This is a genomic window from Achromobacter spanius (genome assembly GCF_029637605.1).
Taxonomy (GTDB): Bacteria; Pseudomonadota; Gammaproteobacteria; order Burkholderiales; family Burkholderiaceae_B; genus Achromobacter; species Achromobacter spanius_E.
The window spans coordinates 715,218-736,652 of sequence record NZ_CP121261.1 but is presented as its reverse complement, the minus strand read 5'-3'; the positions used below and the strand labels follow the sequence as shown (position 1 = coordinate 736,652).

Here is a 21,435-nt window from a genome sequence, read left to right as displayed (position 1 = left end):
TTTATCCCGAATCCACTTGCCACCCGTGCATGGCACGGTGCCGGTCGGTACTCGTAGCGCTACACTCGACGGTTGATTGGCGCGCTGACGCGCCCGCGTAAAGCCGACCGATACAGGAGCCCGCATGAGCACCCTTTTCGATTTTTCCGCCCGCGACATCCAGGGCACGGAGCTATCCCTGGACACCTATCGCGGCCGCGTGCTGCTGGTGGTCAACGTGGCGTCCAAGTGCGGCTTTACGCCCCAATACACGGGCCTGGAAGAACTCTACCGCTCGCTGCGCGACGACGGCTTCACGGTGCTGGGTTTTCCGTGCGACCAGTTCGGCCATCAAGAGCCGGGCGACGAAGCCGAGATCCGCAGTTTCTGCGCCACGCAATACGACATCACCTTCCCGCTTTTCGCCAAGATCGACGTCAACGGCGCCAACGCGCATCCGCTGTACCGCTGGCTCAAGGGCGAAAAACCTGGCGTCTTCGGCACCGAAGGCATCAAATGGAATTTCACCAAGTTCCTGGTTGGTCGCGACGGCCAGGTCATCAAGCGCTACGGGCCCACCGACACGCCGGCGGGCCTGAAAGACGACGTGGTGCAGGCGCTGTCCGCGCCGGTCTGAAGCCATCCCGCCGCGACAGCGCTGCCGCTGCGCTGCTGCCAGGCCGCGCAAGCGCTAGCGCAACGGCGGCAGGCGGCGGCGCACCGTATGTGCCTTGACGATGGCGGTATTGGTTTCGGCAAATTCCGTTACCCGTTCCAGGATGCCATCCAGGTGCGAGATCGACCGCAGCACCACCCGGGCGATGAAGCAGTCATCGCCCGTCACCTTGTCGCATTCGACAAATTCCGGAATCTCATTGATCAGCCCTTCCACGTGGCGCAATTGCCCCGGCAAGGGGCGGATGCGCACGATAGCCTGCAAGGTATAGCCCAGCGCCACCGGATCCACATCCAGCGTGTAGGCCCGGATCACGCCGGATTCCTCCAGCCGCCGCAGCCGATCCGCCACGCTAGGGGCTGACATGCCCACCTGCCGCGCCAGGTCTGCCGTGGTGGTACGCGCATTGGCCGCCAGGGTCTGCACCAGGCGGCGGTCAATGCCGTCCAGGACAGGGCTTTCGTTTTTTAGGTCATTTTGCATAACTTTCACCAAAATGAAGGCACGGGATTCAAAGTACCACACGATGATCATATAGCTGGCTTGATCTGCCTGGGATAATTTCTCCATCGAAATCGTGGCCAGCGTCGTGATCAACACGTGGCCCACTCGGAGAATCCTTATGTCCCCCGCATCCGAACGCCTTGGCCTGGCGCAAATGGCAGCCGCCATGACCTTGTCCGGCACGCTAGGCGTGTTTGTTCTGGAATCCGGCCAAAGCGCCTGGAACGTCGTCTTTTTCCGCTGCGTCTTCGGTGCGCTTTCCTTGTTTTTGTATTGCTGGGCGCGCGGCCTGCTCAAGCCGGGCCTGTTCACCGGGAAGACCTTGGCCTTGGCGCTGTTGGCCGGCGCCGCGCTGGTCATGAACTGGGTCCTGCTGTTTTCGGCGTACCGGCTGGCGTCGATCTCGCTGGCCACGGCCGTCTACAACGTACAGCCCTTTTTCCTGATCGGGCTGGGCGTGCTGTTCCTGGGGGAACGTCCGTCGCGCGGCAAGCTGGCCTGGTCGGTGGTGGCGTTCGCCGGCCTGCTGCTGGTGCTGCGCCTGACGGACGCACAGGCCCCTGGCGGCGCGTATCTGTCGGGGCTGCTGCTGGGCCTGGGCGCGGCAGCGCTGTACGGCGTTACCGCGGTCATCGTCAAGCGCTTGAAGGGCATACCGCCGCAAGTGCTGGCCCTGGTACAGGTGACGCTGGGCGCCTTCATGCTGTTGCCCATGGCGGACTTCAACGCACTGCCGGCCGCCCCTTGCAATGGGGCTATCTGGTTGCGCTGGGCCTGATCCACACCTGCCTGATGTACATCCTGATGTACTCGGCCATTCAGAAACTGCCGACCACATCCACCGCGGCACTCAGTTTCATCTACCCGGCCGTGGCCATCATGCTGGACCTGGTCGTCTACGGCCAGCGCATGGAACCGCTGCAAGTGGTGGGCGTGGCGATGATCTTCCTGGCCGCCGCGGGCGTCAGCCTGAACTGGACGTGGCGTCTGCCCGGGCGGCCCCGCCCCGGTGCCGGGGCGGCGTAGTGAATCGACGCACGGCCCGGCTCCGCACCCGCCGGGCAGGTAGAAACCCGATTCCGGCCCCGGTTATTCGGGGGCGTGCCCGATGCCTGCCGCTATCATGGCTTTCCACCCGCCGACACGTTCGGCGGCGCCTTGATTCCCTGGACGCCCCTCATGATCGATCTCTACTACTGGACCACCCCCAACGGCCACAAGATCACGCTGTTCCTTGAAGAAGCCGGCCTGCCCTACCAGATGCACCCGGTGAACATCAGCCGCGGCGATCAATTCAAACCCGAATTCCTGGCCATCGCGCCCAACAACCGCATCCCCGCCATCGTCGACACGCAACCCGCCGACGGCGGCGCGCCCATCCCTCTGTTCGAGTCCGGCGCCATCCTCTTGTACCTGGCCGAGAAGACCGGCCAATTCCTGCCCGCCGACGTGCGCGGCCGCGCCGAGGTCTCGCAATGGCTCTTCTGGCAGATGGGCGGCCTGGGCCCCATGGCCGGCCAGAACCACCATTTTTCCGGCTACGCGCCGGAACGCATCCCTTACGCCGTCGACCGTTACGTGAAGGAAACCAACCGCCTGTACGGCGTGCTGAACAAGCGCCTGGCCGACCGCGAATTCGTCGCGGGCGACTACTCCATCGCGGACATGGCCGCCTACCCCTGGATCGTGCCGCATGCCAAGCAGGGCCAAGACCTGAACGACTTCCCGCACCTGCAACGCTGGTTCAACGCCATTGCCGCGCGCCCCGCCACGCAGCGCGCCTATGCACTGGCCGATAGCGTCAACACCACGCCCTCGATCAGCGACGATGAGTCGCGCCGCATCCTGTTCGGCCAGACCGCGCAGAACATCGCCCGCTAAAACGTCACCGCCGCAGGAGCCCGACCATGTCCGCCCCCCAATTGGTCTTTCGCCGCGCGCGGCAAGAAGATTTGCCGCACATCGTCGCCATGTTGGCCGACGACGAGCTGGGCGCCACGCGCGAAGACACCTCGGTGCCGCTCAACCCTGGCTACACGGCCGCCTTCGCCGCCATCACCCAGGACTCCAACCAATTCCTGGCCGTTGTCGAGCAAGGCCAAGACCTGGTCGGCTGTTTGCAGTTATCGTTCATACCCGGCCTGTCGCGGCTGGGCCTGTGGCGCGGGCAGATCGAAAGCGTGCGCATCGCGTCGTCGGCGCGCGGCCAGGGCCTGGGGCACGCCATGTTCAAGTGGGCCATTGAACAATGCCGCGCCCAGGGCTGTGGCCTGGTCCAACTGACCACCGACCGCGCGCGCCCCGATGCGCGCCGGTTCTATGAAAGCCTGGGTTTCAAGGCCAGCCATGACGGCATGAAGCTCAACCTTTAGTTTTTGATATTGATTTCGCAAGGAGCCCCCATGCATGGTGAATACAAAGTCCCCGGCGGCAAGCTGGTCGTCGCGGATCTTGATGTGCAGGACGGCCGCCTGGCCAACGTGCGCATCAGCGGCGACTTCTTTCTTGAGCCGCCCGAAGCGTTGGAGGCCATCAACGAAGGCTTGAACGGCATGCCCGCCGACGCCGGCGAGCTGGAATTGGCGGTGGCGGTGCAATCCGCCCTGCCCGCTGACGCCGAATTGTTCGGCTTTTCGGCCGAGGCCGTGGCCGTGGTGCTGCGGAGGGCGCTTGCATGACGCGCACTGACTGGAACGACTACGACTGGCAACTGATCCACGAAGGCCCGCAGGCCCCGTCGCTGCACATGGCGCTGGACGCCGTCATTACCGACGAAGTGGGCGCGGGCCAGCGCCCGCCCACTTTGCGCATCTGGGAATGGGCCGCCCCCGCCGTCGTCATCGGCCGTTTCCAATCCCTGAAAAACGAAGTGGACCCCGACGGCGCGCAGCGCCACGGCATTGAAGTCGTGCGCCGCGTCAGTGGCGGCGGCGCCATGTTCATTGAACCGGGCAACTCCATCACCTACTCGCTCAGCGCGCCGCAAGCCCTGGTCCATGGCATGAGCTTCCAGGAATCGTATGCGTTCCTGGATGCCTGGGTGCTGACGGCGCTGCAAGGCCTGGGCATCAAGGCGTGGTATCAGCCCCTGAACGACATCGCCTCCGACATCGGCAAGATCGGCGGCGCCGCGCAAGCCCGCCGCGCGGGCGCGGTATTGCACCACGTGACCATGTCCTACGACATCGACGCCGATAAAATGGTCGAGGTCTTGCGCATCGGCCGCGAGAAGCTTTCCGACAAGGGCACCACCAGCGCCAAGAAGCGCGTCGACCCGCTGCGCACGCAAACCGGCCTGGCGCGCGAAGTCATAATCGAGCGCATGCTGGAAACTTTTGCCGGCATGCATCGTCTGACTCCGGGGCAAATCGGCAGCGACACGCTGGCGCGCGCCCAGCAACAGGCCGACGAGAAGTTCTCCACGCCGGAATGGACGGGTGTGGTGCCTTGACGGCAAGCGTCAGATTTTGTGGAGGTAGTTCAATGCGTCGCACGTTCACGCCGCAAGGCGCGATAAGCGGTTTGATCCTGGGCGCCGCCCTGCTGGCCCTGGCCGGCTGCGGCAGTACGCCGCCGGCCAACATCACTTTGGCCGAATCCGCCTCGACCACGTCCGAAAAGGTGGGGGACCTGTCCACCGAGCGCATCAAGTGGGCATCAAGCAAGCCGGGCTGCGAAGGCGACTGCCCACGCATTGAAATCGACAGCGTGGCGTTTCCCGGCATCCCCAAGCTGACCGCGCTGGTGGACCACGTGCTGGCCTACATGACCGGCACCGACGCCAACCGCCGTGGCCCCTACAACACGCTGTCGGAATACACGCAGTATTTCTGGTCCACGGCGCGCCCACGCGACGCCACGTATTTCAAGGCCTCGGTCAAGGATACGGTGGGCGACATCGTGTCGATCGAACTGCACACCGAACAGTTCCTGACCGGCGCCGCGCACGGCATTCCGGCCACGCAATACCTGAACTGGGAGCGTTCACGCGGCCGCGTGATGAGTCTGGACGAAGCGTTGATACCGGGCCGCCGCGCGGAATATGTCGCGGCACTTAAAGCCGCCCACGCGAAATGGCTGGCGGAAAACCCCGACGCCAAGCGTGATCCCGCTGCCTACAACAAGATGTGGCCGTTCCAGGAAAGCGATAACTTCGCGCTGACCCGCGACGGCATGGTGGTGAAGTACGACGCCTATTCCATCGCGCCCTACTCGCATGGCGAACCGGAACTGAGCATTCCCTACGCCGACTTGCGCGGCGTGTTGAAGCCGGAGCTGTTGTTGCCCTCGTAGGCGCCGCCGCCCCTGTTGACGCGGAGTGACCGGCGATGGGCGGCAGCCCACTGCCGGTCATTGCTTGCGCCGAGCGGCGCAGGGCCTGCTGAAGGCCGGGGTTCAGGTGAGCGGACTGAGGATGGAGCTAGGGAGGTGGCCGCTTTTTTCGCGTCTGTGGCCGGGTAAGACGCCCAGTCCGCTCAGTACAACCGCGGCATGAAAGCGCCGGCGGCGCGCATTCTGCTTGCCGCCGGCCTGCCTGGCACGCTTAGAAGCGGTGGCGCACACCCACGATGCCGACGGTGCTCTTGACGCCGTCAACAAACGCGTAGTCGGTGGCGTACGAACCCAGCGCGTACAGGTTGGTGCGCTTGGACAGGTTGTACGTGTAGCCGATGCTGTAGACGTTCATCGTCGACTCGTTGCCGGCGGTCAGCGGGTTGCCGTTGGGGTCGGCGCGCTGCCACGACGCCATGATGTTGCTGGCGCCCAGCGGCACGCTTAAACCCACCAGATACGAATTGGCCTTGAAGCCCGACACGGCAACGTTCGTGCCGAAGCCGCTGGCCGTGGGGCTGCCGCTGCCGAGCGCGTTGACGCCCTGGCCGGCGAACCAGCCGTCGCGCGTCTGACCAAAGCCCAATGCCAGCTTGACCACTTCGAAGTCATAGGCGGCGGCAACCGACCAGGACTTGGGCGTGGCGTCGTTGTTCAGTTGGTTGGCGGGGTTCAGTTGGTCGTACGTGGCGGCCACGTTCAGCGGGCCATTGACGTAGCGCAGGCCGGTGGTGATGGCGCGCGTGTTGTCGGCGGTCCGGAAGCCGGTTTGCGCGGCGGTCGTGTCAGCCGCGTTGAACGAGTAGCCAACGCCAAACTGGAAGCCGCTGAACGACGGGGTCGAGTACTGCACCATGTTGTCGTAGCGGACGGTGTTGGCGGCGCTGAAGGCCACGCCCACGTTGGCTTGGCCGTAGCTGCCGCCGAACGGATCGATGGCTGCCAGGTACTTCGACGCGATGTTGGTCTGGCGGCCCAATTCCAGCAGGCCCCACGACGCCGACTTCAGGCCGACGGTGGCTTGGCGGCCGAACAGGCGGCTGCTTTGGCCCGATTGGCCGTTACCCGAATTGAAGCCGCTTTCCAGCGTGAACACGGCGCTCAGGCCGTCGCCCAGATCTTCGGCGCCGCGCAAGCCCCAACGCGAGCCGCTCGACACGCCGTTGGCCATGCCGACCTTCGATTCGTGATAGCCGTCGCCCTTGATGCGCTGGTAGCCGATACCGGTATCGATCAAGCCATACAAGGTCACCGAGGTTTCGGCGTGGGCCACGCTGGATACGGCGGCCAACAGCGCGGTTGCGAGCAGAGTCTTTTTCATTACCTATTCCTTAGATTGAACATGCATGCGCAGCGGGTTGCCTGCATCGCAAGCGGCGCGTGGCGCATGGCAGAAACGAATTCTAGGGACGCAATGTGTCAGAAACTGGTACGCAAGGACTAACGGCCCCGATTCGCAGAAAAAACCCCATTCGTGGTTTGCGCTCTACAGTCGGGCTTGAAAGTCTGCACGGCAGCAAGCACGTCACGTCCGCATGTTAAGAAGGCGCGACGCACAACGCAATCACGGCATGCGTTTCAGCGCGTTCCTGTCAAGGGCAGCAGTCGGCGATACCCCTGTGGCAGCGGATGTGCGGCATGTTCCGTCACCGTGCGGGCGAGCCGCTGCGCCAGTTCGGCGGGAAATGGCGTGGACCGGCGCGTGTTCAGATCCACGTGCAAGGACAGTTGCTCCATCGTGGCGGCCAGATAGCCGTCGCGCGTCTGCGTCAATTCCATCAGGCAAAGCAGCCGCTTGTTGTCGGCTTCAAGCAAGCGCACGCGCAGCATCAGCGGGTCGTCGGCAAAGACCTCGCGCAGATAGGCCACGTGCACGTTCATGGTGTAGATACCGCAGCGCGTGGCTTCGGTGTAGTCCAGCCCCACGCCCACCTGGCTCAACAATTCGAATCCCACCCGGTCGAAGATGCCGACGTAATGCGCGGCATTCAAATGGCCGTAGGCGTCAATCCAGGCGGGGTCCACCGCAAGCGTGGTGGATGGCAGGGCTTGGGTCATGAATTCCTCCAGATGGCTTTGGATCCGGCGTGGGTTGGTATCCGCCGGTTGGGCACATTCTATGTGAGCAGCCAATGAACAGCTCGACCGAACACGCCGCCGAGCGCGCAAAGAAAATCGCCCCTTGCGGGGCGATTTCCGGGTTTGTCTACCTCTGCCTCCTCGGCGATACGTCAACGACGCATCGCTGAGTCTGCATCACGGATACAGGCCGCGCACCTGGCGTGCTTGCAGAATGCGCGTGCAAGCCACGATGAACGCCGCCGTGCGCAGCGTCACCTTGTGTTCCTTGGCTACTTGCGACACGGCGCTGTAGGCTTCGCGCATGATGCGTTCCAGGCGCTGGTTGATTTCTTCTTCGCTCCAGAAGAAGCTGGAGAAGTCCTGCACCCATTCAAAGTAGGACACCGTCACGCCACCCGCGTTGGCCAGCACGTCCGGCACCACATACACGCCATGCTCAAACAGGATGTCGTCCGCTTCCGGGGTGGTGGGACCGTTGGCGCCTTCCACCACGACCTTCGCGCGCACCTTGGTGGCATTTTCAGCGGTGATCTGGCTTTCCAGTGCGGCGGGAATCAGGAATTCGGTTTCCAGCGTCCAGAACTCGTCCTTGTCGAACGCTTCGCCGCCCGAAAAACCACCCACGCCGCCGTGTTGCGACACGTGCGACAAGAGCTTGTGAACATCCAGGCCCGCGGCGTTGTGCACCGTGCCGGTATGGTCCTGCGCGGCAATGACCTTGGCGCCGGCTTCATGGAACAGACGGGCGGCGGTGCCGCCCACGTTGCCAAAGCCCTGCACCACCACGCGCGCCTTGGAGACGTCGATGTTCAGGTCGCGGGCGGCTTCGCACGCCACGACGAACACGCCGCGGCCGGTGGCTTCCACACGGCCCAGGCTGCCGCCCAGGGCGATCGGCTTGCCCGTCACCACGCCGGTGGCGGTGGCGCCTTCGTTCATGGAATACGTGTCCATCATCCAGGCCATGGCCTGGGCGTTGGTGCCGACGTCGGGGGCGGGAATGTCCTTGGCCGGTCCGATGATGACGCCGATTTCGCTGGTGTAGCGACGGGTCATGCGTTCCAGTTCGGATTGCGACAGCATGCGCGGGTCGACGCGGATGCCACCCTTGGCACCACCATAAGGCAGGTTGACCGCGGCGTTCTTGACCGACATCCAGGCGGCCAGCGCCATGACTTCGGACAGGGTCACGTCCTGGTGGAAGCGCACACCGCCCTTGCCCGGGCCGCGCGACACGTTGTGTTGCACGCGATAGCCTTCGTAGTGGGCGATGGTGCCGTTGTCCAGTTCGATCGGCACATCGACGATCAAGGCGCGCTTCGGACGCTTCAGCGTCTCGACCCACCGACCCAAGGTGCCGAGATACGGCGTCACCCGGTCGACTTGTTGCAGGTAATTACCCCAAGGACCGAGGTCATCGGCATTCAGATAAGACGGCAAGACATGGGTGGGAGTGTGAGACATGAGCATGATCTCCTGACAAAGTTGCGCCATTTTATCCACTAAAACTATAGCGTCCCCATTTAAATGCTAAATATTTTAAATGGTGACATATAAGTAGTGGATACCGTGCGGGTCACAGGCCCGGCTCGAAAACTGCCCTATCCTATGCCGCCAAACCGGAAGCGTCCAGCCTCGGGCCACCGCAAGCCGCATCGGTACGGCGCTTGTCGCCAAGCAATGAAAAAAGGGGCAGCCTCGATCGAGAACTGCCCCTTTGCCTTTGCCCTGCCTGCCCCTGCGTAGCGGTCGTTGACCTGCAGGCGCTACCGCTTCAAGGCGTCATCAGATGCCAGGCCAACCTGGCCGCGGCGCGCGCACCATGGCCATCCAGGTCAAAGCGCGGACTGTATTCCGCCATGTCGGCCAGGCGCAGCTTGCCGCTGGCCTTGACGCGCAACACGATCTCTTCAATGACGGCCATCGGCACGCCGTAGGGCGCCGGCGCCGACACGCCCGGCATGACCGCCGCCGGCAGCACATCCAGGTCGATCGTCAGGTAGACGTGGCGCACGCGCGCAAGCAAGGCGTCCACATTGGCCAGGCGCGCGTCCAGATGGCGTTCCTGCATGTCGCGGTCTTCCACCCACACGGCGCCGACCTCGGCGGCCCGCGCGTACAGCGCCGGCGTATTCGCCAGCCGCGACACACCCAGGCACGCGTACTGCAACGCCCGTCCGCGCGCTTCGCAGTCGCGCGCGATCTGGTCAAAGGGCGTACCGGAACTGCCAGGCCGGCCGGTGCGCAGATCGAAGTGCGCATCCAGGTTCAGCACCAGCACCGGGTCGGTGTCGCCATGGGCTTCCAGCCAGCGGGCCAGTCCCTGGAAACTGCCCCATGCAATTTCGTGGCCGCCGCCCAGCACCAAGGGCCGGGCGCCCTGCTCCAGCAGTTCGGCCACGCGCAGCCCAAGCTGCTCTTGCGCGGCTTCCAGCAGATCGCCCTGGCAGACGACGTCGCCAGCATCCAGCAGGCGGGTCAGACCATGCGCGGGTAGCCCCGCCATGAATTTGCGGATGCCGGCCGGGCCTTCGGCTGCGCCCACACGCCCCTGGTTGCGCGCCACGCCGGCGTCGCAGGCAAAGCCCAACAGCACCGCTTCGCCCGCTTCCACCTGGCCCGATGCGGGTTCGACGATATGCGCCAGCCGGCGCGTGTCGCCCTGCTCGGCGCTATCGTCGCGCGCCTTCCACAGGCTTTTATCCAGTTGCGGCACGCTCACGTCGTCGCTCCCTTGCTCAGCACCGCTTGCAGGAATTCCCGCGTGCGGGGTTCGCGCGGTTCGGTGAAGATCACGTCAGGCGGGCCGGATTCCAGGATGACCCCGCCATCCATCACCGCCACCACGTCGGCCACGTCGCGCGCGAAGCCCATCTCGTGCGTCACGACCATCATCGTCATGCCTTCGCGGGCCAAGAGCTTCATCACTTGCAGTACCTCGCCCACCAACTCGGGGTCCAGCGCCGAGGTCGGCTCGTCGAACAACATGACCTTGGGTTGCATGGCCAGCGCGCGGGCGATGGCCACGCGCTGCTTCTGCCCGCCCGACAGGCTGGCCGGCATGGCCGCCGCCTTCTGCGACAAGCCCACCTTTTTCAGCAGGTCTTCGGCCAGCGCATTGGCGTCGTCTCTGCCCAGGCCAAGCAGCTTGCGCGGACCCACGGTCACGTTCTCCAGCACGGACAAATGCGGGAACAGGTTGAAGCCCTGGAACACCATGCCCACCTGCATGCGCAGTTGATTGAGCGCCGCTTCGGGCAATAGCGTGCCTTCGTCCAGCAGGGTCTGGCCGCAGATGTCCACGGTGCCCGCCTGGGCCACTTCCAGACCATTGCAACAGCGCAGCAAGGTGCTTTTGCCCGACCCGCTGGGCCCGATCACCACGACCACCTGCGACGGCAGCACGTCGAAATCGATGCCCTTCAGCACGGCATGGTCGCCGAAAGACTTTTCAAGGCCACGGATGCGGATCATTTCCCGCGGTTTGCCAAACTGGTTCATTGCACCATCCCCCCGGCGCGCAAGCGATGTTCAACCCTGCGCAAAATCAGCATGGCGGTCGTCGTCAGCACCAGATAAATCAAGGCCACCACCAGATAGGTTTCCAGCGAGCGGTACGACACGCTGATGATCTTCTGCCCTTCATGCATCAGATCGTGAATGGTCAACAGCGAGACCAGCGCCGAGTTCTTGATCAGCGCGATGAACTCGTTGCCCAGCGGCGGAATCATGCGCACCACAGCCTGCGGCAGGATGATGATGCGCATGGCCTGGCCGGACGACATGCCCAAGGATCGGGCTGCTTCGGTCTGGCCACGGTCCACCGACTGGATGGCGCCGCGCACGATTTCCGACACATAGGCGCCCGAATACATGCCCAGGCCCAGCACCCCGCAGGCGAATGCCGGCAAGGTCAGGCCGAACTGCGGCAGGCCGAAGAACCAGATGAACAACTGCACCAGCAAGGGCGTGCCGCGAAAGAACAGCAGGTAGACGCTGCACAGGTTGTAGACAATCCAGCGCTGCGGGTTGAGCCGGCCGACGCCGACCAGCAGGCCGATGACGCAGCCCAGCAGCAAGGCGCCGGCAGTCACCTCGACGGTGACCACCGCGCCCCGCAGCAGCGCGTCGAAGTCGGCGAAGACGGGGGCGAATTCCAGGTTCATTTCTTGGGGGCCTCGAACCACTTGTTCACGATGGCCTGGTAGCTGCCGTCACTCTTGAGCTTTTGCAGCGCGGCGTTCAGCTCGCGAGTCAGCTCGGGCTTGTTCTTGGGCACGGCGATGCCGTAGTCCTCGGTCGTGATCTGGTGGTCCAGCACCGTCAGGTCCTTGGTGCTTTGCGCGAACAGCTTAGCGGCGGGCTTGCCGGTCACGGCGGCATCAGCGCGGCCGATCTGCACCAGGTTGAACATTTCCTGGTTCTTCTCGACTTCCACGCGCTGCACGGCCGGGAAGTTGTCCTTCAGATAGTTGACCGACTTCGTGCCCACCTGCACCGACACCTTGCGGCCGTCCAGGTCCTTGAGCGTCTTGATGGGGCCATCGGTCTTGGTCAGCACGACCAGACCGCCGGCGTAGTACGGGTCGGTGAAATCCACCACCTTGGCGCGCTCGGGGGTGATGTAGATGGCGGACACGGCGATGTCGGCGCGGCCGGCTTGCAAGGCGGGAATCAGGCCCTTGAAGTCGATGTCGATCCATTCGACCTTCTTGCCCATTGCGCCGGCCAGCGCCTCGACCAATTCAATGTCGAAGCCGGTGCGCTTGCCGTCTTTGACAAACTCCATCGGCGGAAAGGTGGCGTCGGTGACGGCGCGGATGGTGTCCTGGGCGTGGGCGGCGCCCGCGCTCCAGGCGAGGCCCAGCGTCAGGGCGGCGGTCAGCAGTGTGCGGCGAGTGGTCATGGTCAAGTCCTATGCGTAGGGATACGGCGATGGGTACGTCGGAAGGTTGAAGCCGGGATGCGGTACAGCGTGGAATTCGGGGGAAGATCGGATCAAGAGTGAGTCAAGAACAGTCAGGGGTCTGGGCAAAAAGGCCGTCAGTGCACCTTCAGCCGTTCGGAGATGCGGCGGGCGGCGGCAACGGTCATGGCGATCAGGGCGTCCGGGCGTTGCGCCGCGCGCGTGGACGGCGCCATCAGCGTGATCGAGGCGACCGCCTGGTTGGGGCGCTGGAAAATCGGGACGCTGACGCCCCAGACGCCGGCGTCCACTTCGCTGTCGGTGACGGCATAGCCCTGCCCGCGTATCAGTTCCAGCTCGTCGCTCAGGCGGGCGGCGTCCACGCCGGCCTCGGCGGCCAGATAGTCCAGCGCGGTCTGCAAGCGGGCCAGCGGCATGAAGGCCAGCAGCGACTTGGCGGACGCGCCCCGGGCCAGCGGCAGGCCACGGCCTTTTGTGAAGGAACACCGCAGCGGATGCTGGCTTTCGACCATGTCCAGGCAAACGGCCTGGTCCTTCACGGCGACCAGCAGGCCGATGGTTTCGCCGGAAGCGGCGGCCAGCGCCGCCATGTCGGGCTGCGCTTCGTGGATCAGGAACGAAGACTGATCAAAGCCCCAGGCCAGTTGCACGCACAGCGGACCCGGCCCGTATTCGCCTTCATGTTCGGCCACGAAACCCCAGCGCTTGAGCAAGGCCACCTGACGGTACAGGGTGCTTTGCGCCAGACCGGTTTTTTCGGCCAGCGCGGCAATCGTAAGGGGGCCATCGTGCCGGGCCAAGGTGGCCAACACGTACAGGACACGATCCGCGCCCGCCCCGACCGAGGGTTCCGACATCAAACTCAGCTCCAAGCAATCAAGGGCCGAGATTATCAATTTGTGGTGGTCAGCCTTGGATTTATTCCCGAATACTGAGAATAAGCAGGGAAAACCCCAGATAAGTACGAAAAATTGGTACAAAAAAAGACCGCTAGGCGGTCTGGTGGGGGTTTAGCTTTGTGGTCGCATAATCAGGGCGCGGCGGGCGTGTCGTAGTCGTTCAAACGCACGCCGGACACGCCGCCCACGCTGGGCGTCGCCGGGGCGGGCGCCGCGGACGGCGCCGGCTGCGCGGTAGCCGGCGTGGCGGGCTGCAAGGCGGCCGGTGCCGCGACGCCTTCGGCCTCGACCGGCGCGGCGCCTGCCGCGCGGCGGGCCCGCTTGGCGTCGTCCGCCTGCGCCACCAAAGAGGTCAAATAGGTAGCCAACGACGCCGACTTGCCGTTGCGGGCCCAGTCAGCCGCGCTTTGGTTTTTCAGATCCCGCGTGGTGACGTCCGCCCCCGCTTTCACCAGCAGGTCCACCATGTCGCGGTTGCCGCCCAGGGCGGCCATCATCAACGGCGTCTCGCCACCCGGCGCCGGCGCGTTGACCATGGCTTTCTTGCCCAGCAGCATGCGCGCCATCTCCATCTGCCCCTTGGACGCGGCATAGTGCAGCGGCGTCCAGCCCAGGCGGTTGACCTGCGCCCCCCGGGCAATCAGCTTTTTCGCGCGTTCGGTCTGGCCGGCAATCGCCAGGTACATCAGGGGCGTCTCGCCGGCCGGGTTCTCGGCGTTGACGTCGGTGCGCTTGTCGGCGGCGATCACGTCAAACACCTTCCAGGCGCCGTCCACCACCGCGCGCATCAGGGCGGGTTGGCCGTTCTGGTAGCGGACGTTGGGGTCGGCGCCTTGCGCCAGCAGACTTTTGACGTCGTCGGGATAGTCGTTGGCCACATACACCCACCAGTCGCCCGGTTTGGCGGCGTGAGCGGTCGGCGCGGCTAGCCCGATGGCCAGCGCCAACAGCGCGCCTCGGCACCGCGACAGGACAAAACGGGAGTTCAGCGTGCGGGTGGCCATGGCTATCCTAGAATCAACATTAAAGATTTAAAGTGAACTTACTTCTTTATCTTATTGAAAAGATTAAAGAAATTTTCCGTCGACGCGCGCGCCACGTCCGCCACTGAAATGCCCTTCAGGTCGGCAATCTTCTCGGCTACGTGGATGACCTTGGAGGGGTCATTGAGCTTGCCACGATACGGCACGGGCGCCAGGTACGGCGAGTCCGTCTCGATCAACAGGCGGTCCAGCGGCACCTTGGTGGCCACTTCGTGCACCACCTGGGCATTCTTGAATGTCACGATGCCCGACAGCGAGATATAAAAATTCTGGTCCAGCGCGGCCTGGGCCACTTCCCAGTTTTCGGTGAAACAGTGCATGACCCCGCCCACTTCCGCCGCCTTTTCTTCCTTCAGCATGCGCACCGTGTCTTCGGCGGACGCGCGCGTATGCACGATCAGGGGCAGCCCTGTGTCGCGCGCGGCGCGGATGTGCCGGCGAAAGCGTTCACGCTGCCAGTCCAGCGGTTCCGACAGGCGGTAGTAGTCCAGCCCGGTTTCGCCTATGGCCACCACCTTGGGGTTTTCCGACAGACGTACCAGTTCTTCCGGCGACGGGTCCGGCGTGTCTTCGTAATCGGGGTGGACGCCCACCGAGGCCCACAAGTTGGCATGCGGCTCAACCAGCGACATCAAGCCGGGCCAATCGGGCATGTTGACGCTGACCACCAGCGCGTGGGTGACCTGGTTGACCGCCATTCGGTCAAGAATGCCGGGAAGATCGGCCGCCAGCTCGGGAAAATTCAAATGACAGTGCGAATCAACGTACATGATGTGACTACATAAAGGGACCGCGGCGCCTGGCCTGCGGGCAGGCAAAACGCCGCTGGATCAGAGACTTACGCCTGGCAGGATAGCACCACGCGTTGCAGGGTGGCGTGCGCGAAAAGCTTGGCGTTCAGGGGGTGCGTGGCCAGCGCGCGCTGTCGCGTCAGCCAGCGCGCCGCCTCGGCCACGCGGGCCGTGTTCATGCGCGCGGCCACCTGGGCCACGCCCGTGGCCAGGGTGGGAAAGTAGCGCACGGGCGCGCCGGCGCTGGCCAGCATCAGGTCTGTATATAGCCGCTGCAAGGCGTCGATCCACTCGCTGGCAGGCACCTTTTCCAGGCTTTCCGCCAAGGTGCCGACGTCAGGTGCCTGGCCTTGCGCCAAGGGGTTGATCAATTGCGACAGCCAGGGCGGGCAAGGCGTGTCGCTGGCCTGCGCCAGCCGCAAGGCGGCCAGGGGTGCGCCGCCAGCCGCCGCCAACCATTCGCGCGCCGGCTCCACGTTCTGGGCACGCAGCCATTGCAGCGCGGTATCGGGGTCCGGCGCCGGCAGGGGCAAACGACGGCAGCGCGACACCAGGGTCGGCAGCAGGCGGTCGGGCGCATCGGCAACCAGCAGGAAAATGGTATGTGGCGGCGGCTCTTCCAGCACCTTGAGCAAGGCATTGGACGACACCACATTCAGCGCGTGCGCCGGATACAGCAAGGCAACCCGCCAACCGCCCCGGTGGGTCGCGGTGTTGAACCAGGATTCCAGCGAACGGATCTGGTCGATGCGGATTTCCTTGGATGGCGCGCGCTTGGCCGTGCCCGAGGCGGGCTCGGCGTCCTCAGTCGGTTCGGCGGCATCCGCCCCCTCTTCCACGGCCACGGCCTCGGGCCGGATGCGGCGCAGATCGGGGTGGTTGCCGCTGGCGAACCAGGCACAGGCGGCGCAATGGCCGCAGGCCAGGCCGTTGTCTGGCGTCTCGCAAAGCAGGCTGGCGGCGGCGGCCACGGCAAAGTCCAGCTTGCCGATGCCAGCCAGCCCATGCACCAGCCATGCATGCGCGAAACGGTCGCGATTGCCTAGCCAGGCACGTGCCGTCTCCATCTGCCAGGGCAGAAACTGGGGTGCGCTCATGCCGGAACCGCCAGCAGCGCACGCAGCCCGGCTTCGAGCGCCGCGCGTACCTGGGCGATGGACTGGGTGGAATCAACGATATGGATGCGGCCGGGGTCCGCCTTGGCGCGCGCGTGATAGGCCTGACGAGTGCGTTCAAAGAACGCCGCGCCTTCGCGCTCGAAACGGTCGGGCTCGCGCGCATCCGCCAGGCGCGCACGCGCTACCTCCAGCGGCACGTCGAAAAGCCAGGTGCGGTCGGGCTGCCCCGCCCCCATCCATTGCTCCAGCACCGCCACGCGCTCGGCGCCCAGTTCGCGGCCCCCACCTTGATAGGCGTAGGTGGCATCGGTAAAACGGTCGCATACCACCCACGCGCCGCGGGCCAGCGCCGGCTCGATCACCTGCCGCACGTGTTCGCAGCGGGCCGCGAACATCAGCAGCGTTTCGGTATCCAGGCCCATCGGGTCCGTCAGCACCAGGGCGCGCAGTTTTTCGCCCAAGGGCGTACCGCCCGGCTCGCGCGTGGAGATGACTTCCCGCCCTTGGCCGCGCAGGAAATCCGCAATCCAGTCGGTGTGCGTGCTCTTGCCCGCGCCGTCAACGCCCTCAAGCGTAATGAAGCGTCCGCGAGGGGTCATTGATCTTGTCCTTGTGCTGGTTCGGGTTTGGACCCGGAAGCGGAATCCGGGCGGGTGTTCTGCCCCAGGATGTAGCGCGCCACGTTGCGATTGTGCCCCGACAAATTTTCCGAGAATTCGCTGGTGCCGTTGCCGCGCGACACAAAGAACAGGTACTTGTGCTGCTCGGGCTGCACCGCAGCCAGCAGCGCTGCCCTGCCCGCCGCCGCAATCGGCGTGGGCGGCAGGCCCGGTCGCGTGTACGTATTCCAGGGCGTGTCGGTTTGCAGGTCGCGCTTGCGGATGCGGCCTTGATAGGCCTCGCCCATGCCATAGATCACGGTGGGATCCGTCTGCAGCAGCATGCCGATTTTCAAGCGGTTGGTGAACACGCCGGCCACGCGGCGGCGGTCGGGACCGTGGCCCGTTTCCTTTTCGATAATGGACGCCAGCACCAGCGCTTCGTAAGGCGTGGCCACCGGCAGGTTCGGCTGGCGCTTGGCCCAGGTGTCTTGAAGGATGCGCTGGCCTTCCTGATAGGCGCGGCGCAACAGGTCGTAGTCAGTGCTGCCGGGGGTGAAGATATAGGTGTCCGGAAAGAACATGCCTTCCGGATGCTTGATGTCCGACCCCAGGCGCGTCATCAATTCTTCATCGCTGACGTCGTTCAGGGTCTGTTTGACGTCGGGGTTATCGCGCAGCGCCTGGCGAATCTGGCGGAACGTCCAGCCTTCCAGGAACGTGATCTGGCGCTGGGTCATGTCGCCGCGCGCCATGCGTTCCAGCAACAGCCAGGGCGTGTCACCATCGATGGCCTGATAGCCGCCCGCCTTCAACAGCTTGTCCTGCTCGGACAGGCGAGCCATCCAGACGAATCCGGGTTCCCAGATCGGCACGCCCACGGCGTTCAGCGCGCGCGCGACGGTGCGCGGGCTGCTGCCCGGGTCCACCACGAAATCGATCCTGTCAGTCGACAGATGTATAGGCCGATGCATCCAGCTCCAGGCGGCGCCCACCGCTGCCGCGGCGGCGATCACGATAAGCAAGAACAAGCACAAGACGTAGAAACTGAGTCGCTTTTTCATAAGTCCCGGAAGTTTAATGGATCGCGAGAATCTGGCGTGGCAAAAACGGGGCCAGCGCCCATCGCGCGGCCCTTTGCCCATCGGGGGCATGGGCCATGGCCTGCGGGAAGGCGGCTATCATCTGCACTTTGATGACGTGATCACACCGCCGCCATGCACGCTTTCTATTCTTCGATTCCCGTCCGCGCCGAAGGTTGCGCGCCATGCGCGCCGCTGGATGACTTCCTGGTTTTCAGCGCGTCCGGCGCCGACGCGCTGACTTTCCTGCACGGCCAACTGACGCAAGACGTCACCGGCCTGCCCGCTGATGCCGCCCGCCTGGCGGGCTATTGCACGGCCAAGGGCCGGCTGCTGGCCACCCTGGTCATGTGGCGCGCCGCCCCCGGCGCGGAAGATGGCCCTCAGCTCTACGGCCTGGTGCGCCAGGACCTGTCCCAAGCCCTGCTCAAGCGCCTGTCCATGTTCGTGCTGCGCGCCAAGGTCAAGCTTGCCGCCACCGCGCTGAACGTGGCCGGCGTGCAGGCAACAAACGAACAGGCCGCCGCGCTGGAAGCCGTGACCGGCGCCTTGCCGCGCGCGGACTGGCAACGGGTGGACCTGCCGTCCGGCACCTGGATCGCGGCGCCGTCGGCGGATGCCCAGTTGCGCTGGTGGTGGATCGCGTCCGACGAGCAGTTGGAACAATCCCAAACCTTGGCCGGCGTGCTTGGTCTGGCACCCGCCTCGCAATGGCACATGGCGGATCTGGCCGCCGGCATCCCCTGGATTGCCACGGCCACGCAGGATGTATTCATCCCACAAACCGTCAACCTGGAACTGGTGCAGGGCGTGAGCTTCACCAAGGGCTGTTATCCGGGCCAGGAAGTGGTGGCGCGCAGCCACTACCGGGGCACCGTGAAGCGGCGCATGGCTTACGGCACCATTGACGACGCCAGCGTGCAAGGCGCGGCGCTGGCCGGTGTGGACGTCTTCGACGCCACCCAGCCGGGTGAGCCGATTGGCCGCATCGTGGACGGCGCCAGTGACGCGGGCGTGGCCGCTGTGCTGTTCGAAACCACGCTTGCCGCGCTGCCCCAGGGCGATCTGCGGCTGGGCGCGGAAGACGGCCCGCGCATCAGCACCACGCCGCTGCCCTACTCTATTACGCCCTGAACCAGCGCTCCAGCGGGCAACCTGCCAATCCGGCATCCCGCTGGCAGCCTGCCAACCCGGCACCGGCAGCCTGCTCACCCAGCATCCGGCAGCGCTAGACGGCCACGCCGAACAGTGCACCTACCGCCGCCGTCGCCGCCATGGCCAACGCACCCAGAATCGTCACGCGCAAGGCGGCCGGCCCCTTGGGTGCACCGCCCGCCCCCGCGGCCAGGGCGCCCAACGCCGCCAGGCACACCACCGACGCACCGGTCACCCAGGCGATCAATTGCGGCAGGGGCGCCGTCACGGCAACGACCAGCGGCAATGCCGCGCCAGCCGCGAACGAGGCGGCGGACGCCACCGCCGCTTGCACAGGTTGCGCGCGGTTATGCACCGAAATGCCAAGTTCGTCGCGCGCGTGCGCATCCAGCGCGTCGTGGCGCGTCAGTTGGCGCGCCACCTGCGTCGCCAGATTGCGCGTCAGGCCGCGGCCCACATAGATATCGACCAGCTCGGCCAGCTCTTCTTCTGAATTGCCTTTCAGCGACCGCTGCTCAAGCCGAAGATCGGCCGCCTCGGTATCGGCCTGGGAGCGCACGGACACATATTCGCCGGCAGCCATCGACAAGGCCCCCGCCACCAGCCCGGCCAGGCCCGACGTCAGGATGGCGCCATGCGAGGCCTGCGCGGCGGCCACGCCGGTAATCAGGCTGGCCGTGGAAACGATGCCGTCGTTGGCGCCAAGCACGGCGGCGCGCAGCCAGTTGCTGCGGAAAATACGGTGGTGTTCTTTTGCAGGCATGGCCTCGTACTCATGCGACGCGTGACAAGCGCGCCGCGCCTGCGCCCCGTCAAGGGCGACACGCGCGGCGCGCCGGATTCATCGCGGCGTCACGCGCACCGCGGTGAGCAAGCCTATCACGCATAGCGTGGCCTGCTCGCCTTCGTAGGCATGCACTTCAACCTGGCAGATGGACAAACGCTTGCCCGGCTTGACCACGCGGCCGCTGGCCACGTAGCGATCGCCCTTGGCGGGCGCCAGGAAGTTCATCTTGAACTCCGAGGTCAGCACGTCTTCGCCCGGGCCAAACAGTGTGTAGGCGGCGTAGCCGCCCGCGCTGTCGGCGATCGTGGTGGAAATGCCCGCGTGCAGAAAGCCGTTCTGCTGGCAGAGATCGGCCCGGTAAGGCAGCACGATGTCCACCCTGCCCGGCTCCACCACGTCCAGCCCGGCGCCCAGCAGCCGCATGATGCTTTGCCGGTCGAAGCTTTCCTTGACCCGCGCGGCGGGGTCGGTCGGCGCCTGTGGTGCGCTCATCGTTGTGCGCTCATGTCAGTCTTGCTCGCGCTTGACCAAGTTGACGATGCTGGAGAAGTCCAGCTTGCCCGAGCCGCCCGAGCTGTGCAGCGAATACAGGTTGCGCGCCAGTTCGCCCAGCGGAATCGAGGCGCGCGCCGATAGCGCCGCTTCGGCGGCCAGGCCCAGGTCCTTCAGCATCAGGTCCACGCCGAAGCCGCCGGCATAGCCCTTGGATGCGGGTGCGTGGTCCATCACGCCCGGCCACGGGTTGTAGAGTTCGGTGGCCCAGTTGCGGCCCGAGCTCTTGGCGATGATGTCGGACAGCACCTTCGGATCCAGCCCGTTGGCCACGCCCAGCGCCAGCGCTTCCGAGGTGCCGGCCATCAGGATGCCCAGCAGCATGTTGTTGCAGATCTTCGCTACCTGGCCCGCGCCCGCGGGGCCGGCGTGGAAGATGTTCTTGCCCATTTTCTCAAGCACGGGGCGCGCGCGCTCCAGCGCTTCCGCCTGCCCTCCAACGATGAAGGTCAACGTACCTGCAGCCGCGCCGCCGGTGCCGCCCGAGACGGGCGCGTCGATCATGGTGATGCCGCGCGCCTCGGCCGCCTGCGCCACCTTGCGCGCCGAATCCGGTGCGATGGTGCTGCATTCGATGACCAGCGCGCTGGACGAGATCTTGCCCAGCAGGTCTTCGCCCAGGTACAGCCCTTCCACGTGCTTGCTGGCCGGCAGCATGGACACGACAACGTCGGCGCCCTTGACGGCTTCCGACGCCGATGCCGCGGCTTGCGCGCCGGCATCGGTCAGCAGCTTGACCGCCGCCGGGACCAGGTCGAAGACCGTGAGGCTGTGGCCAGCCTTGACCAGATTCAATGCCATGGGCGCGCCCATGTTGCCCAAACCGATAAACGCGATACTGCTCATGATGTTTTGTCTCCTGTTGCTATTGCTATAGGTATGGATTCATCGTGACCTGCATGACGGGTG

At 65.1% G+C, this 21,435-nt stretch carries 24 protein-coding genes and 1 pseudogene; 8 read left to right on the top strand and 17 right to left on the bottom strand.

Annotated elements, in window-relative coordinates:
* The first annotated feature begins 124 nt into the window (after positions 1-124).
* Entirely contained in the window at positions 125-616 is a 492-nt protein-coding gene (locus tag P8T11_RS03350; protein ID WP_268078318.1) for a glutathione peroxidase, read from the top strand.
* Between the two features lie 54 nt (positions 617-670).
* On the opposite strand, the gene P8T11_RS03345 is transcribed toward P8T11_RS03350, so the two are convergent.
* Positions 671-1,138 (bottom strand): Lrp/AsnC family transcriptional regulator, encoded by a 468-nt coding sequence (locus tag P8T11_RS03345; RefSeq protein WP_268078321.1) that lies wholly within the window; start codon positions 1,136-1,138, stop codon positions 671-673.
* A gap of 139 nt (positions 1,139-1,277) precedes the next feature.
* On the opposite strand from P8T11_RS03345, the pseudogene P8T11_RS03340 reads away from it, so the two are divergent.
* From P8T11_RS03340 to P8T11_RS03315, 6 genes and pseudogenes are all read left to right on the top strand, one after another.
* Positions 1,278-2,185 (top strand): annotated as a pseudogene (locus tag P8T11_RS03340) (DMT family transporter).
* 153 nt (positions 2,186-2,338) lie between these two features.
* Positions 2,339-3,040 (top strand): glutathione binding-like protein, encoded by a 702-nt coding sequence (locus P8T11_RS03335; RefSeq protein WP_268078325.1) that lies wholly within the window; start codon positions 2,339-2,341, stop codon positions 3,038-3,040.
* 26 nt (positions 3,041-3,066) lie between these two features.
* Entirely contained in the window at positions 3,067-3,531 is a 465-nt protein-coding gene (locus P8T11_RS03330; protein WP_268078327.1) for a GNAT family N-acetyltransferase, read from the top strand.
* 30 nt (positions 3,532-3,561) lie between these two features.
* A complete protein-coding gene (locus P8T11_RS03325; RefSeq protein WP_268078329.1) occupies positions 3,562-3,837 on the top strand; it encodes a lipoate protein ligase C-terminal domain-containing protein in 276 nt (91 codons plus the stop codon).
* Positions 3,834-4,610: a lipoate--protein ligase family protein gene (locus tag P8T11_RS03320; protein ID WP_268078331.1), complete on the top strand. Its 777-nt coding sequence runs from the start codon at positions 3,834-3,836 to the stop codon at positions 4,608-4,610. The genes P8T11_RS03325 and P8T11_RS03320 overlap by 4 nt, the downstream gene beginning before the upstream one ends.
* A gap of 32 nt (positions 4,611-4,642) precedes the next feature.
* Entirely contained in the window at positions 4,643-5,452 is an 810-nt protein-coding gene (locus P8T11_RS03315) for an RsiV family protein (protein WP_268078333.1), read from the top strand.
* Positions 5,453-5,702: 250 nt separating this feature from the next.
* On the opposite strand, the gene P8T11_RS03310 is transcribed toward P8T11_RS03315, so the two are convergent.
* The 13 genes from P8T11_RS03310 to mltG form a co-directional block, all read right to left on the bottom strand.
* The gene (locus tag P8T11_RS03310; RefSeq protein WP_268078334.1) at positions 5,703-6,812 is read right to left on the bottom strand and encodes a porin; all 1,110 of its coding nucleotides are present in this window, start codon (positions 6,810-6,812) and stop codon (positions 5,703-5,705) included.
* Positions 6,813-7,069: 257 nt separating this feature from the next.
* Positions 7,070-7,549 (bottom strand): thioesterase family protein, encoded by a 480-nt coding sequence (locus tag P8T11_RS03305; protein WP_268078335.1) that lies wholly within the window; start codon positions 7,547-7,549, stop codon positions 7,070-7,072.
* 198 nt (positions 7,550-7,747) lie between these two features.
* Positions 7,748-9,037 (bottom strand): Glu/Leu/Phe/Val family dehydrogenase, encoded by a 1,290-nt coding sequence (locus tag P8T11_RS03300; RefSeq protein WP_268078336.1) that lies wholly within the window; start codon positions 9,035-9,037, stop codon positions 7,748-7,750.
* Positions 9,038-9,347: 310 nt separating this feature from the next.
* A complete protein-coding gene (hutG, locus tag P8T11_RS03295) occupies positions 9,348-10,295 on the bottom strand; it encodes a formimidoylglutamase (protein ID WP_268078337.1) in 948 nt (315 codons plus the stop codon).
* The gene (locus P8T11_RS03290) at positions 10,292-11,074 is read right to left on the bottom strand and encodes an amino acid ABC transporter ATP-binding protein (protein WP_277549353.1); all 783 of its coding nucleotides are present in this window, start codon (positions 11,072-11,074) and stop codon (positions 10,292-10,294) included. Before P8T11_RS03290 ends, hutG begins: the two co-directional genes overlap by 4 nt.
* Entirely contained in the window at positions 11,071-11,739 is a 669-nt protein-coding gene (locus tag P8T11_RS03285) for an amino acid ABC transporter permease (RefSeq protein WP_268078338.1), read from the bottom strand. Before P8T11_RS03285 ends, P8T11_RS03290 begins: the two co-directional genes overlap by 4 nt.
* Positions 11,736-12,479: a transporter substrate-binding domain-containing protein gene (locus tag P8T11_RS03280; protein WP_268078339.1), complete on the bottom strand. Its 744-nt coding sequence runs from the start codon at positions 12,477-12,479 to the stop codon at positions 11,736-11,738. Before P8T11_RS03280 ends, P8T11_RS03285 begins: the two co-directional genes overlap by 4 nt.
* A gap of 137 nt (positions 12,480-12,616) precedes the next feature.
* Entirely contained in the window at positions 12,617-13,357 is a 741-nt protein-coding gene (locus P8T11_RS03275; protein ID WP_100855507.1) for an IclR family transcriptional regulator, read from the bottom strand.
* 173 nt (positions 13,358-13,530) lie between these two features.
* A complete protein-coding gene (locus P8T11_RS03270; protein WP_268078341.1) occupies positions 13,531-14,403 on the bottom strand; it encodes an ankyrin repeat domain-containing protein in 873 nt (290 codons plus the stop codon).
* 38 nt (positions 14,404-14,441) lie between these two features.
* Positions 14,442-15,212 carry a TatD family hydrolase gene (locus P8T11_RS03265; protein WP_268078342.1) on the bottom strand — a complete coding sequence of 257 codons (771 nt, stop codon included), beginning with the start codon at positions 15,210-15,212 and terminating at the stop codon, positions 14,442-14,444.
* Positions 15,213-15,280: 68 nt separating this feature from the next.
* On the bottom strand, positions 15,281-16,330 hold the full coding sequence (gene holB, locus P8T11_RS03260; RefSeq protein ID WP_268078343.1) for a DNA polymerase III subunit delta': 1,050 nt from the start codon (positions 16,328-16,330) through the stop codon (positions 15,281-15,283).
* Complete coding sequence (tmk, locus tag P8T11_RS03255; protein ID WP_268078344.1) at positions 16,327-16,950, bottom strand: dTMP kinase; 624 nt, start codon at positions 16,948-16,950, stop codon at positions 16,327-16,329. Before tmk ends, holB begins: the two co-directional genes overlap by 4 nt.
* A complete protein-coding gene (mltG, locus tag P8T11_RS03250; RefSeq protein ID WP_268078346.1) occupies positions 16,947-18,014 on the bottom strand; it encodes an endolytic transglycosylase MltG in 1,068 nt (355 codons plus the stop codon). Before mltG ends, tmk begins: the two co-directional genes overlap by 4 nt.
* 153 nt (positions 18,015-18,167) lie before the next feature.
* Between mltG and P8T11_RS03245 the strand changes: the two genes are divergently transcribed.
* A complete protein-coding gene (locus P8T11_RS03245) occupies positions 18,168-19,166 on the top strand; it encodes a YgfZ/GcvT domain-containing protein (RefSeq protein WP_268078347.1) in 999 nt (332 codons plus the stop codon).
* 94 nt (positions 19,167-19,260) lie between these two features.
* Here P8T11_RS03245 and P8T11_RS03240 read toward each other — a convergent pair whose 3' ends face one another.
* From P8T11_RS03240 to mmsB, 3 genes are all read right to left on the bottom strand, one after another.
* The gene (locus P8T11_RS03240) at positions 19,261-19,950 is read right to left on the bottom strand and encodes a VIT1/CCC1 transporter family protein (protein ID WP_268078349.1); all 690 of its coding nucleotides are present in this window, start codon (positions 19,948-19,950) and stop codon (positions 19,261-19,263) included.
* 78 nt (positions 19,951-20,028) lie between these two features.
* Positions 20,029-20,466, bottom strand: coding sequence for a PaaI family thioesterase (locus P8T11_RS03235; RefSeq protein ID WP_268078350.1), 438 nt, complete (start codon positions 20,464-20,466; stop codon positions 20,029-20,031).
* Between the two features lie 15 nt (positions 20,467-20,481).
* Positions 20,482-21,372, bottom strand: coding sequence for a 3-hydroxyisobutyrate dehydrogenase (gene mmsB, locus P8T11_RS03230; RefSeq protein ID WP_268078351.1), 891 nt, complete (start codon positions 21,370-21,372; stop codon positions 20,482-20,484).
* Between the last annotated feature and the right edge of the window lie 63 nt (positions 21,373-21,435).

What these genes read in the sequence shown, in the direction of transcription:
- P8T11_RS03350 (WP_268078318.1), top strand. Translation starts at nt 125, where the DNA reads ATGAGCACCCTTTTCGATTTTTCCGCCCGCGACATCCAGGGCACGGAG.
- P8T11_RS03345 (WP_268078321.1), bottom strand. Translation starts at nt 1,138, where the DNA reads ATGCAAAATGACCTAAAAAACGAAAGCCCTGTCCTGGACGGCATTGAC.
- P8T11_RS03335 (WP_268078325.1), top strand. Translation starts at nt 2,339, where the DNA reads ATGATCGATCTCTACTACTGGACCACCCCCAACGGCCACAAGATCACG.
- P8T11_RS03330 (WP_268078327.1), top strand. Translation starts at nt 3,067, where the DNA reads ATGTCCGCCCCCCAATTGGTCTTTCGCCGCGCGCGGCAAGAAGATTTG.
- P8T11_RS03325 (WP_268078329.1), top strand. Translation starts at nt 3,562, where the DNA reads ATGCATGGTGAATACAAAGTCCCCGGCGGCAAGCTGGTCGTCGCGGAT.
- P8T11_RS03320 (WP_268078331.1), top strand. Translation starts at nt 3,834, where the DNA reads ATGACGCGCACTGACTGGAACGACTACGACTGGCAACTGATCCACGAA.
- P8T11_RS03315 (WP_268078333.1), top strand. Translation starts at nt 4,643, where the DNA reads ATGCGTCGCACGTTCACGCCGCAAGGCGCGATAAGCGGTTTGATCCTG.
- P8T11_RS03310 (WP_268078334.1), bottom strand. Translation starts at nt 6,812, where the DNA reads ATGAAAAAGACTCTGCTCGCAACCGCGCTGTTGGCCGCCGTATCCAGC.
- P8T11_RS03305 (WP_268078335.1), bottom strand. Translation starts at nt 7,549, where the DNA reads ATGACCCAAGCCCTGCCATCCACCACGCTTGCGGTGGACCCCGCCTGG.
- P8T11_RS03300 (WP_268078336.1), bottom strand. Translation starts at nt 9,037, where the DNA reads ATGTCTCACACTCCCACCCATGTCTTGCCGTCTTATCTGAATGCCGAT.
- P8T11_RS03290 (WP_277549353.1), bottom strand. Translation starts at nt 11,074, where the DNA reads ATGAACCAGTTTGGCAAACCGCGGGAAATGATCCGCATCCGTGGCCTT.
- P8T11_RS03285 (WP_268078338.1), bottom strand. Translation starts at nt 11,739, where the DNA reads ATGAACCTGGAATTCGCCCCCGTCTTCGCCGACTTCGACGCGCTGCTG.
- P8T11_RS03280 (WP_268078339.1), bottom strand. Translation starts at nt 12,479, where the DNA reads ATGACCACTCGCCGCACACTGCTGACCGCCGCCCTGACGCTGGGCCTC.
- P8T11_RS03275 (WP_100855507.1), bottom strand. Translation starts at nt 13,357, where the DNA reads ATGTCGGAACCCTCGGTCGGGGCGGGCGCGGATCGTGTCCTGTACGTG.
- P8T11_RS03270 (WP_268078341.1), bottom strand. Translation starts at nt 14,403, where the DNA reads ATGGCCACCCGCACGCTGAACTCCCGTTTTGTCCTGTCGCGGTGCCGA.
- P8T11_RS03265 (WP_268078342.1), bottom strand. Translation starts at nt 15,212, where the DNA reads ATGTACGTTGATTCGCACTGTCATTTGAATTTTCCCGAGCTGGCGGCC.
- holB (WP_268078343.1), bottom strand. Translation starts at nt 16,330, where the DNA reads ATGAGCGCACCCCAGTTTCTGCCCTGGCAGATGGAGACGGCACGTGCC.
- tmk (WP_268078344.1), bottom strand. Translation starts at nt 16,950, where the DNA reads ATGACCCCTCGCGGACGCTTCATTACGCTTGAGGGCGTTGACGGCGCG.
- mltG (WP_268078346.1), bottom strand. Translation starts at nt 18,014, where the DNA reads ATGAAAAAGCGACTCAGTTTCTACGTCTTGTGCTTGTTCTTGCTTATC.
- P8T11_RS03245 (WP_268078347.1), top strand. Translation starts at nt 18,168, where the DNA reads ATGCACGCTTTCTATTCTTCGATTCCCGTCCGCGCCGAAGGTTGCGCG.
- P8T11_RS03240 (WP_268078349.1), bottom strand. Translation starts at nt 19,950, where the DNA reads ATGCCTGCAAAAGAACACCACCGTATTTTCCGCAGCAACTGGCTGCGC.
- P8T11_RS03235 (WP_268078350.1), bottom strand. Translation starts at nt 20,466, where the DNA reads ATGAGCGCACCACAGGCGCCGACCGACCCCGCCGCGCGGGTCAAGGAA.
- mmsB (WP_268078351.1), bottom strand. Translation starts at nt 21,372, where the DNA reads ATGAGCAGTATCGCGTTTATCGGTTTGGGCAACATGGGCGCGCCCATG.